Genomic DNA, 11041 nt, shown 5'->3' with positions numbered 1-11041 from the left:
CGCCCAATCCATCCGGCATCACAGTCAGACAAGGAGTGCCCCATCCATGGACACGTCCCAGCTCCCTGAAGCCGCGGACTCCACCCTTGTTCTTCTGACCGTTGAGGAGGCCGCCCGACGCCTCTGCATCGGCCGCACCACCTGCTATCAGCTCATTCGGTCCGGAGAGTTGGAATCCATCCCGGTCGGCAGCCTGCGCCGCGTCCCTGCCGACGCCCCCGCCGCGTACGTGGCCCGCCGACGCGCTGAGCAGCGCGCCGCCTGATCCCCCGTTCGGAGCGCCGCCCAGACATTGGGCGGCGCTCCGTGCCTACCTGCCTTGCACCGACCGGAGGAACTGCCAGTGGCAGAGGAGAAAAAGCGCACTCGCCGAGCCAACGGCGAATCGGCCATCTACCTGGGCAAGGACGAACGCTGGCACGCTCGTGTACCCATGGGCTACAAGGACGACGGCACGCCCTACCGCCGGCACCTGACGCGCCCCACGCGCAAAGACCTGGTGGACGAGGTCCGGCGCCTGGAGAAGCAGCGCGACGAGGGATCCGCGCGCCAGCCCGGAAAGCCGTGGACGGTAGCGAAGTGGCTTGAGCACTGGGTCGAGAACATCGCCAAGCCCGTCGTGAGCGAGAACACGTACGACGGGTACGAGGTGGCAGTCCGGGTGCACCTGGTGCCGGGCATCGGTCGGCACCGCATCGACCGCTTGGAGCCGGAGCACCTAGAGAGCCTGTATCGCCGGATGCAGAGTGCCGGCAGCAAGGCGGGCACCGCTCACCAGGCGCACCGGACCGCCCGTACGGCTCTGGGTGAAGCGGTGCGGCGCGGCCACGCGGCGAAGAACGCCGCCGCGCTGGCGAAGCCTCCACGGATGGAAGAGGACGAGACGGAGGTGGAGCCCTACTCGGTCGATGAGGTGCAGCGTCTCCTGCTCGCAGTGAACAAGCGCCGGAACAGTGCCCGCTGGATGCTGGCCTTGGCGCTCGGACTGCGGCAGGGAGAGACACTCGGACTGCGGTGGTCCGACGTGGACCTGGCCAACGAGTACCTGAAGCTTCGCCGGAACCGTTTGCGGCCGAAGTACGAGCACGGGTGTGGCGAGGCGGCGCCCTGCGGGCGGAAGGCCGGCTACTGCCCGGCCCGGATGCAGGTGCGGCGCGAGACGAAGAACACGAAGTCACGCGCCGGCCGTCGCGCCGTGCCCCTCCCGGGACCGCTGGTCGTGATGCTCCGATCCCACAGGGAGGCGCAGGCACGGGAGCGCGTGGCGGCTGGGAACCTGTGGACCAAGTCCGAGTACGTGTTCACCAAGCCGTTGGGCGGCCCGCTCAGCCCGAACACGGACTATCACGACTGGAAGCGGCTGCTGGGAGACACCGGCGTCCGGGACGGGCGTCTGCACGACGCACGGCACACCGCGGGCACCGTGCTGATGCTGCTCGGGGTCCCGGACCGAGTCATTGACCAGATCATGGGGTGGGAGCCGGGCGGCGCCGCCCGGATGCGGGCCCGGTACCTGCATGTGACCGATCCCATGCTCAAGGAAGCGGCCCGGAAGATCGAGCACGCCATCTGGGGCGCCCCGGAAAACCTCCATGTGGACAAAGACCAGGACAACGAGGCGTGAGGACAACGACGAAGGGCCCCACCTTGCGGTGGGGCCCTTCGACATCGTGCCCGGTGAGGCACTGGCGGAGGATACGAGATTCGAACTCGTGAGGGGTTGCCCCCAACACGCTTTCCAAGCGTGCGCCCTAGGCCTCTAGGCGAATCCTCCGCCGGAAACATTACATGACCGAGGGGAGTGCTCGCGAACCCGTTCCCGCAGGCCGCCACCGGGGGTGGTCCCGGGTCGCGATCGGGTACAGCCCGCGGGCCGGCATCGGGTACTGTGGGGCACAGCCCCTCACGCGGCGCTATCTGACTGAACTCCCCCAGGGCCGGAAGGCAGCAAGGGTAGGTCGGCTCTGGCGGGTGCGTGGGGGGCGCTTGCGTTCCGGGATCCGTGGGCGGAGCCGGTTGTCAGTGGGCGCCATTAACCTCGTATGCGTGTCGTCCCTCGCGCTGTACCGCCGCTATCGCCCGGAGACCTTTGCCGAGGTCATCGGGCAGGAGCATGTCACCGACCCGCTGCAGCAGGCGCTGCGGAACAACCGGGTCAATCACGCGTACCTGTTCAGCGGGCCGCGCGGCTGCGGCAAGACGACCAGCGCGCGCATCCTGGCCCGCTGCCTGAACTGTGAGCAGGGTCCCACGCCGACCCCCTGCGGGGAGTGCCAGTCGTGCAGCGACCTCGCCCGCAACGGACCGGGTTCCATCGACGTCATCGAGATCGACGCGGCCTCCCACGGCGGTGTGGACGACGCCCGTGAGCTGCGCGAGAAGGCTTTCTTCGGACCCGCGAGCAGCCGGTACAAGATCTACATCATCGACGAGGCCCACATGGTCACGTCGGCCGGCTTCAACGCGCTGCTCAAGGTCGTCGAGGAGCCGCCCGAGCACCTCAAGTTCATCTTCGCCACGACCGAGCCCGAGAAGGTCATCGGCACGATCCGGTCGCGGACCCACCACTACCCCTTCCGGCTCGTGCCCCCGGGCACCCTGCGGGAGTACCTCGGCGAGGTGTGCCAGACGGAGGGCATCCCGGTGGACGACGGCGTGCTGCCGCTCGTCGTGCGCGCCGGCGCGGGGTCTGTCCGTGACTCCATGTCCGTCATGGACCAGCTCCTCGCCGGTGCCGGCGAGGCGGGTGTGACATACGCCATGGCGACCTCCCTCCTCGGTTACACCGACGGGTCCCTGCTCGACTCCGTCGTGGAGGCTTTCGCCACCGGCGACGGCGCCGCCGCCTTCGAGGTCGTCGACCGGATCATCGAGGGGGGCAACGACCCGCGGCGCTTCGTCGCGGATCTGCTGGAGCGGCTGCGGGACCTGGTGATCCTCGCCGCCGTGCCGGACGCCGTGGAGAAGGGGCTTTTCGACGCCCCGGCCGACGTCCTGGAGCGGATGCAGGCGCAGGCCGAGACGTTCGGCGCCGCCGAGCTGAGCCGCGCCGCCGACCTGGTCAACGCGGGGCTGACCGAGATGCGCGGCGCCACCTCGCCCCGCCTCCAGCTGGAACTGATCTGCGCCCGCGTCATGCTCCCGGCCGCCTACGGCGACGAGCGGTCCGTGATGGCCCGTCTCGACCGCCTGGAGCGCGGCGTCGCCTTCTCGGCCGGCGCCGGCGCGCCCGCCATGGGCTACGTCCCCGGTCCCGAGGCCCACGGCGGCGCCCTCGCCCCGGGCGTCGGCACCGGCGCGGGACCGGGTGCGGACGCGGTGTCCGTGCCGCCCGGCGGGGGCCCCGCCGCCGCCCGAGCGGCCTTCCGTACCGCGGGCGGTCCGGGCACGCCGGGCGGTCCGGGCATGCCGGCCCGCCCCGGCACCCCGGCCGCGCCCGGTGCCCCGGTCGAGCCGACGGCTCCCCCCGTCGCCCCGACGCCCACGGCACCTGCTCCCACCCCCGCGCCCACGGCACCTGCCCCCGCCCCCGCCCCCGCGGCCTCCGCTCCTGCCGCTCAGCCTTCTGCCGCCCAGCCTCCTGCCGCTCAGCCTTCGGCCCCGCCCGCTCCCGCCCCCGGTGCCTGGCCCACTGCCGCCTCCGCCGGCGGTGGACGGCGTCCCGGTGGCTGGCCCACGGCCGCCGCTCCGGCGAGCGGCCGGGAGGGGCAGGGCCCCGGTCAGCCGGAGTCGCAGCCGGGCCGGTCCGCCCCCGCGCCCACGGCCCCCGCTCCCGCGGCCCAGGTCCCGACGGCCACCCAGGCCGCCCCCGCCGGCGGTCTCGACCCCCGCGTCCTGTGGCCGAACATCCTGGAGTCCGTCAAGAACCGCCGTCGTTTCACCTGGATCCTGCTCAGCCAGAACGCCCAGGTGACCGGCTTCGACGGCACCACCCTCCAGCTCGGCTTCGTCAACGCCGGCGCCCGCGACAACTTCGCCGGCAGCGGCAGCGAGGACGTGCTGCGCCAGGCGCTGGCCGAGCAGTTCAACGTGCAGTGGAAGATCGAGGCGGTCGTCGACCCGTCCGGCGGCGGCTCGGCCCCGCCGGCCCCGGGCGGCTCACCCGGCTACGGCGGAGGCGGTGGCTACGGCGGCTCTCCCGCAGGCGGCCACGGCGGCGCCCCGAGCGCCGGCTACGGCGCCCCGGCCGCTCCCCGCCCCACGGCTGCCCAGCCGGCCCCGCAGGGGCCCGCCGGCGGCCACGGCGGGGCCCAGGCGGGGCCCGCCCAGGGGTCCCGGCCGGCCGCCGCCCCCGAGCCGCAGCCGGTCGCGCCCGAGGACGACATCCCCGAGGACGACGACCCGGATCTGGACGAGTCGGCCCTGTCCGGTCACGAGCTGATCGTGCGGGAGCTGGGGGCGACGGTCGTGGAGGAGTTCTCCAACGAGTGACCGGCGGCGACCGCGCCCGGCGTCTTTGGAGGAAAGCCCGAACGGCCCGGGCCCCGGTCTTCGGCGACCTTGCCAGTAGGCTGACCCCCGTGAAGGTCCTCGTCATCGGCAGCGGCGCCCGCGAACACGCCCTGTGCCGCTCCCTGTCCCTCGACCCCGACGTCACCGCGCTGTACTGCGCCCCCGGCAACGCCGGCATCGCCGAGGTCGCCGAGCTGCACCAGGTCGATGCGCTCGACGGCGCCGCGGTGGCCGGGCTGGCCACCCGCCTCGGTGCCGAACTGGTCGTCGTCGGCCCGGAGGCCCCGCTGGTCGCCGGTGTGGCCGACGCCGTCCGCGCGGCGGGCATCCCGGCGTTCGGCCCCTCCGGGGAGGCCGCGCAGCTCGAGGGGTCCAAGGCTTTCGCCAAGGACGTCATGGCGGCGGCCGCGGTGCCGACCGCCCGCTCCTACGTCTGCACCACCGCCGAGGAGGTCGCGGAGGCGCTGGACGCCTTCGGTGCCCCCTACGTCGTCAAGGACGACGGTCTCGCCGCCGGCAAGGGCGTCGTCGTCACCTCCGACATCGAGACGGCCAAGGCGCACGCCGCCGGATGCCTGGGCGGACCTTCCGCGAAGCGGGGGAGGGTGGTGATCGAGGAGTTCCTCGACGGCCCGGAGGTGTCCCTGTTCGCGGTGACGGACGGCGAGACCGTCGTCCCGCTCCAGCCCGCCCAGGACTTCAAGCGCGCCCTGGACGGCGACGAGGGCCCGAACACCGGCGGCATGGGCGCGTACTCGCCGCTGCCGTGGGCCGACCCGAAGCTGGTCGACGAGGTGCTTCAGACCGTGCTGCAGCCGACGGTGGACGAGCTGCGCCGCCGGGGCACGAGCTTCTCCGGGCTCCTCTACGCCGGCCTCGCGATCACCTCGCGCGGGGTGCGGGTCATCGAGTTCAACGCCCGCTTCGGCGACCCGGAGACCCAGGTCGTGCTGGCCCGGCTGAAGACGCCGCTGGCCGGTGTCCTGATGGCCGCGGCCACCGGCAACCTCGCCGACCTGGCGCCGCTGCGCTGGAGCGAGGACGCGGCCGTCACCGTCGTCGTCGCCTCGCACAACTACCCGGGCTCCCCGCGCACCGGCGACCCGATCACCGGCCTGGACGCGGTGGCCGCCGAGGACGCCCCGCACGCGTACGTGCTGCACGCCGGCACCGAGCGGGACGGCGACGCGGTCGTCAGCGCGGGCGGACGCGTGCTGTCCGTCACGGCCACCGGCAAGGACCTGGCCGAGGCACGCGAGCGGGCGTACCGGGCGGTGGGCCGGATCGGCCTGGACGGCTCGCAGCACCGCACCGACATCGCGGCGAAGGCGGCCGGGTCGGCGCAGGCGTAGTCGGCGGCCGACCGCCGACAGCGCAGGTCGACGAACCGCTCGCGCGCACCCTCGCACCCCATCGGGCCCCGGACGGAATCCGGGGCCTGATCTTTGCTGTCTGTCACCCAGCTCTGACCAAAGCCATTCCATCGAGTGAGCAATCGCCTATCCGGCTGACTTGCGCCCGGGCCCCAACTAGGGTGCCGCGCAAGCATTCCGGCACTTGGCCCACCGGCATTGCGATGTCAGTGGCGGGTGCCACAGTGGGGGAGTGAACAAGTCCAGGGCAGCACGCGATCGGCAGAGAGGGGGCGAGGTCAGCACGTGACCGGAATCGGTGTGGAGGCGGGCGCACAGGCCGCGCGCTCCCGGGCCCTCGCCGTGCTGCGGGTCCGGGGCCGGGCGCTGGCCGTGGCCCTGCTGCCGGCGGGCGCCGCGGTGATCCTGCTGACCGGTGCCTCCACCGGCCATCTCGTCGGCCCGGGCTGGAACACCGCCCGGTGGGTCGTCGGCGTGCTCGCGGTGCTGGTGCTGCTGGCCGCGGCCGGCGTCGCCCTGGTCCTGGCCCGGGCCCGCCCCGCCACGACTCCGACGGTGCCGATCCCGGAGAAGTCCGCCCCGGACCTGTACCGGATGGTGCGCGACCTCGCCGAACGTCTGGACGTGCCGGCCCCGTCGGCCATAGCGCTCACCCCGGACTGCGACAGCTGGCTGGAGGACCGTACCCATTCGGCGCACGGGCCGCCCCCGCGTCCGGCGCCCGACGAGATAGCGGGCCCGGGCCGCCGCCGGACCCCGGTCGCACCGGTCCTCGTCATCGGCTCCCCGTTCCTGTGGTGGATGCGCGTCGGTGAGCTGCGCGCGGTCCTCGCCCCGGTCATCGCGGGCACGGGCCCCTCGGCGCACCCGGACATAGCCGCCGCCCGCCGCTTCGTCCGCGGGCTGGACGCGGCCGTGGCCGTCGCCGCGACCCCCGGCCGCTGCGCGCTGACCCGCGGGGTGTGCGCGGCCCTCGGCTGGGTGGCCCGGCTGATGCTGCGCGGCTGCCGGGAGCACGCGATGCAGATGGAGCGCGGGGTCGCGGCGGCGGCGGCCGAGCGCGCCCAGGCGGTCGATTACGGCCTGCGGATCGTGGCCCAGGAGCAGGTCGGGCTCGCCTACGCCGGCTGGGACCGGCTGCTGACCAGGGTCGCCCTGCCCGCCTGGCGCATGGGCCGCTGGCCGTCCCGGCTGGACGCGGGCGTGGTGGCGGCGCTCACCGAGCTGGCCCGCCGCGACCGGCTCGCCGAGGGCTTCACCTCCCGGCTCGGCGAGCGGCCGGCCTGTGATCTGCTGGAGGAGCCCGGCACGGTGGACGAGGCGACCTCGCTGCTCGCCGCCCACCTCTTCCACGGCGGCCCCGCCGAGTCCCGCAACGGCTGGACCCCGGTGGACTGGCAGGCGTATCCGGAGGAGGTCGTGGACCGCACGTGGCGTGCCGACGCGGCCCGTCTGCACCGCGTCCTGGACTCCCTCGGCGTCCGCCCCTCCCCCCACCCCGGAGTCCCGGACCCCGGCGGCCCCACCCTGGCCCGCGTCCTGGACCACCTCGCGGAGCCGACCGCGACGCAAACCGCCGGGCCCGGCCGCACCGCCGACACCGGCCCGCGCGACCCGGACGCCCCGGACGACGCCCCGGCCGCGGACGCCCCGGCCGCCCAGGCCGACGACGGCCCCGCGCCGGCCACCACGGACACCTCTCTCGCAGCCGCCGAGCCCGCCTCCCAGGGGCCGCACGCCACCGCCTCCCAGGGGCCGCACGCCACCGACCCCCATGGACCGCACACCACCGAGCCCGGCCCTCGCCTCCCGCGGGACGACGCCCTCGGCCCCCGTCCCCCGCACGACGACGAGCCCGTCCTCCGCCCTCCGTACGACGACGAAGAGGACGCCGATCGCGCCACTGAGCGCAGTGCCGCACTGGCCGCCGGACTGAGCGCCGAGCTGGCCCGGGAGGAGGCCGCCGCCGTACCGGACGGCGGCGGCGCGGCGCGCCCGGGCCCCGAGAACGCCCTGTGGGCCGCCTGCGACGGGGTGCTGCCGCCCTTCCCGCTGCAGCCCCAGCGCACCGCCCGCGAACTGCTCGCCGACCACGTCACGGCGATGGTGTGCTGCGCGGCCGTCGACACCGCCGGCGCGGTCCCCGCACTGGACTGGCTGGACGGCCCGTCCCTGCTGCTGGGCGGTGAGCGGGCCGCCGATCTGACGCCGAAGGTCCTCAGCCTGATCGAGGAAGGGGACCCGGGCCCGCTGCGCGACTGGCTGGTCTCGTCCGGGATACGCCCGGAGAAGCCCGTGCGGCTGGTGTGACCGCGCCGTAGCGTCTTCGTCACCGCCGTAACGGAAAGACGACTTCCACTTCAGGTCAATTCGCAACGACTAGTGACCGAGCCCGTGCGTTATGTGATGTGCTGGGATCGACCACGCCTTTGGCAAAGGCACGCGACATACGACAGCGCGGCCGAGCACAGCGAGCACAGCGAGAAGAGCGAGCACCACCGAGACAGCCACGGGGGCATGAGGGAGGGGAGCGACCATGGCCTCGGACCACATTCGCCGCTGGGAGTCCGGAGCACTCGCGCACGCCGTCACGGATCCCTTCGGCCTGGGCCCGGTGCCCTGGCTGCGCGGCAGTGAGACGTACTTCGACGACACGGGCCACGTCGTGCCCTGGTATGTCGATCCCAGCCCGCAGCAGTTCGCCGGAGGCGCCGGCGCACGCGTCCCCGCACCGCGAGCCGCCGCCGGCCCGCGCTCGGCCGACGACGTGCACCGCCAGATCAAGGGCTTCACCTCCACCGGCGCGGTCACGCCCGGCGAGGCGATCGACTTCCACATCACGGTCGACCCGCCGCAGGAGTTCAGCGTCGACATCTACCGCATCGGCCACTACGGCGGCGACGGAGCCGCCAAGATCACCACCAGCCCCCGGCTGTCCGGCATCGTCCAGCCCTCGCCGCTGACCGCCGACCGGACGGTCTCCTGCCACCACTGGTGGCTGTCCTGGCGCCTCCAGGTGCCCTCCTACTGGAGCATCGGCGCCTACGTGGCCGTCCTCACCACCGTCGACGGCTACCGCTCCCACGTGCCCTTCACGGTCCGCGACGACCACCCCGCCGACCTGCTCCTGCTGCTGCCCGACATCACCTGGCAGGCGTACAACCTCTACCCGGAGGACGGCCACACCGGCGCCAGCCTCTACCACGCCTGGGACGAGAGGGGCCGGCTGCTCGGCGAGGCCGAGGCGGCGACCACGGTCTCCTTCGACCGGCCGTACGCGGGCGCGGGCCTGCCCCTGCACGTCGGCCACGCCTACGACTTCATCCGCTGGGCCGAGCGCTACGGCTACGACCTCGCCTACGCCGACGCCCGCGACCTGCACGCGGGCCGCGTCGATCCCGCCCGCTACCGGGGCCTTGTCTTCCCCGGCCACGACGAGTACTGGTCGGGGCCGATGCGCCGGGCCGTCGAGAACGCCCGCGACCGCGGCACCTCGCTGGTCTTCCTCTCCGCCAACACCATGTACTGGCAGGTGGAGCTGGGCCCGTCCCCGTCCGGTGTCCCGAACCGGCTGCTGACCTGCCGCAAACGCAAGGGCCCGGGCCGGCCCGTGCTCTGGCGGGAGATCGACCGGCCCGAGCAGCAGCTGGTCGGCATCCAGTACGCGGGCCGGGTGCCCGAGCCGCACCCGCTGATCGTCCGCAACGGCGGCCACTGGCTGTGGGAGGCGACCGGCGCGCACGAGGGCGACGACATCGAGGGCCTGGTCGCCGGCGAGGCGGACCGGTACTTCCCGCGCACCGCGCTGCCCGAGCACGACGAGCGCATCCTGCTCGCCCACTCCCCCTACACCGACAACGACGGCGCCCTGCGCCACCAGGAGACCTCGCTCTACCGAGCCCCCTCCGGCGCCTGGGTGTTCGCCTCCGGCACCTTCGCCTGGTGCCCGTCCCTGGACCGCCCCGGCCATGTGGACCCCCGTATCCAGCGGGCCACGGCGAACCTGCTGGACCGCATCTGCAAACGGGACTGACCCCCTGGCCACACCCCGATCACCGGCATACGGGAGAATCGAGGCACTTGGACAGAGCCACGGGGAGGAACCGTGTCCGGATTCGTAGAAAAGCCTGAGCCCATCGAGGTTCCGGGCCTGGTGCACCTGCACACCGGCAAGGTGCGCGAGCTGTACCGGAACGAGGCGGGCGACCTCGTGATGGTCGCCACTGACCGCATGTCCGCCTACGACTGGGTGCTGCCCACCGAGATCCCCGACAAGGGCCGCGTCCTCACCCAGCTCTCCCTGTGGTGGTTCGACCAGCTGCGCGACCTGGCCCCGAACCATGTGATCGGCACCGACCTGCCCGAGGGCGCCCCGGCCAACTGGGCGGGCCGCACGCTGGTCTGCAAGTCCCTGAAGATGGTTCCGGTGGAGTGCGTGGCCCGTGGCTACCTCACCGGCTCGGGCCTGGTGGAGTACCAGGAGTCCCGGACCGTCTGCGGCCTGGCGCTGCCCGAGGGTCTCGTGGACGGCTCCGAACTCCCCGGCCCGATCTTCACCCCGGCCACCAAGGCCGAGGTCGGCGAGCACGACGAGAACGTCTCCTACGAGGAGGTGGCCCGCCAGGTCGGCGCGGAGACCGCCGCCCAGCTGCGCCAGGCCACGCTCGCGGTGTACTCGCGCGCCCGGGACATCGCCCGGGACCGGGGGATCATCCTGGCCGACACCAAGTTCGAGTTCGGCTTCGAGGGCGACACCCTCGTCCTCGCCGACGAGGTCCTCACCCCGGACTCCTCCCGCTTCTGGCCGGCCGACCGGTGGCAGCCGGGCCGCGCCCAGCCGTCGTACGACAAGCAGTTCGTGCGGGACTGGCTGACCTCGCCGGAGTCCGGCTGGGACCGCAAGAGCGAGCAGCCCCCGCCGCCGCTGCCGGAACAGGTCGTGGAGGCGACCCGGGCGAAGTACGTGGAGGCGTACGAGCACCTGACCGGCACCAGCTGGGCCTAGGCGTGCTGCCCCGGGACGCTAGTGCTGTGACCGGAAAGGTTCACCGGCTCGCGGCGCCCGGCACGGCACCTCGCCGCGTTGTCGCATCACCCGAGTACATCCAGTACGCGGGTGATGCTCCGCCTTGCGATGCACCGCACCGGACGCCGCGAGCTTTCCGGCAAACCTTTCCGGCCACAGCACTAGTGACACGCGTGCCGGGTGCTTGCAC

7 protein-coding genes, 1 tRNA gene and 1 other RNA gene are annotated in these 11041 nt (G+C 73.4%); 8 read left to right on the top strand and 1 reads right to left on the bottom strand.

What is annotated here, in order from left to right:
• Positions 1-46 precede the first annotated feature (46 nt).
• Together ACIGYR_RS26615 and ACIGYR_RS26610 are read left to right on the top strand one after the other, a co-directional pair.
• Complete coding sequence (locus ACIGYR_RS26615; RefSeq protein WP_043382239.1) at positions 47-265, top strand: excisionase family DNA-binding protein; 219 nt, start codon at positions 47-49, stop codon at positions 263-265.
• A gap of 78 nt (positions 266-343) precedes the next feature.
• Complete coding sequence (locus tag ACIGYR_RS26610; RefSeq protein ID WP_399604003.1) at positions 344-1624, top strand: tyrosine-type recombinase/integrase; 1281 nt, start codon at positions 344-346, stop codon at positions 1622-1624.
• A 62-nt stretch (positions 1625-1686) separates the two neighbouring features.
• On the opposite strand, the gene ACIGYR_RS26605 is transcribed toward ACIGYR_RS26610, so the two are convergent.
• Positions 1687-1774 (bottom strand) — tRNA-Ser (locus ACIGYR_RS26605).
• 120 nt (positions 1775-1894) lie between these two features.
• Here ACIGYR_RS26605 and ffs point away from each other — a divergent pair.
• From ffs to ACIGYR_RS26575, 6 genes are all read left to right on the top strand, one after another.
• An RNA gene (ffs, locus tag ACIGYR_RS26600) (signal recognition particle sRNA small type) lies at positions 1895-1993 on the top strand.
• Positions 1994-2046: 53 nt separating this feature from the next.
• On the top strand, positions 2047-4431 hold the full coding sequence (locus ACIGYR_RS26595) for a DNA polymerase III subunit gamma and tau (RefSeq protein WP_399604005.1): 2385 nt from the start codon (positions 2047-2049) through the stop codon (positions 4429-4431).
• Positions 4432-4520: 89 nt separating this feature from the next.
• Entirely contained in the window at positions 4521-5804 is a 1284-nt protein-coding gene (gene purD / locus ACIGYR_RS26590) for a phosphoribosylamine--glycine ligase (protein ID WP_399604008.1), read from the top strand.
• A gap of 306 nt (positions 5805-6110) precedes the next feature.
• Entirely contained in the window at positions 6111-8135 is a 2025-nt protein-coding gene (locus ACIGYR_RS26585; RefSeq protein ID WP_399604011.1) for a hypothetical protein, read from the top strand.
• A gap of 226 nt (positions 8136-8361) precedes the next feature.
• Positions 8362-9858 carry a N,N-dimethylformamidase beta subunit family domain-containing protein gene (locus ACIGYR_RS26580; RefSeq protein WP_399604014.1) on the top strand — a complete coding sequence of 499 codons (1497 nt, stop codon included), beginning with the start codon at positions 8362-8364 and terminating at the stop codon, positions 9856-9858.
• 72 nt (positions 9859-9930) lie between these two features.
• Complete coding sequence (locus tag ACIGYR_RS26575; protein WP_399604017.1) at positions 9931-10830, top strand: phosphoribosylaminoimidazolesuccinocarboxamide synthase; 900 nt, start codon at positions 9931-9933, stop codon at positions 10828-10830.
• The last annotated feature ends 211 nt before the right edge of the window (positions 10831-11041 follow it).

This window comes from Streptomyces sp. NPDC053076 (assembly GCF_044546845.1).
Lineage (GTDB): Bacteria > Actinomycetota > Actinomycetes > Streptomycetales > Streptomycetaceae > Streptomyces.
Note: the sequence above shows the minus strand (reverse complement) of the source record. Positions and strands in the feature narration are given on the sequence as shown.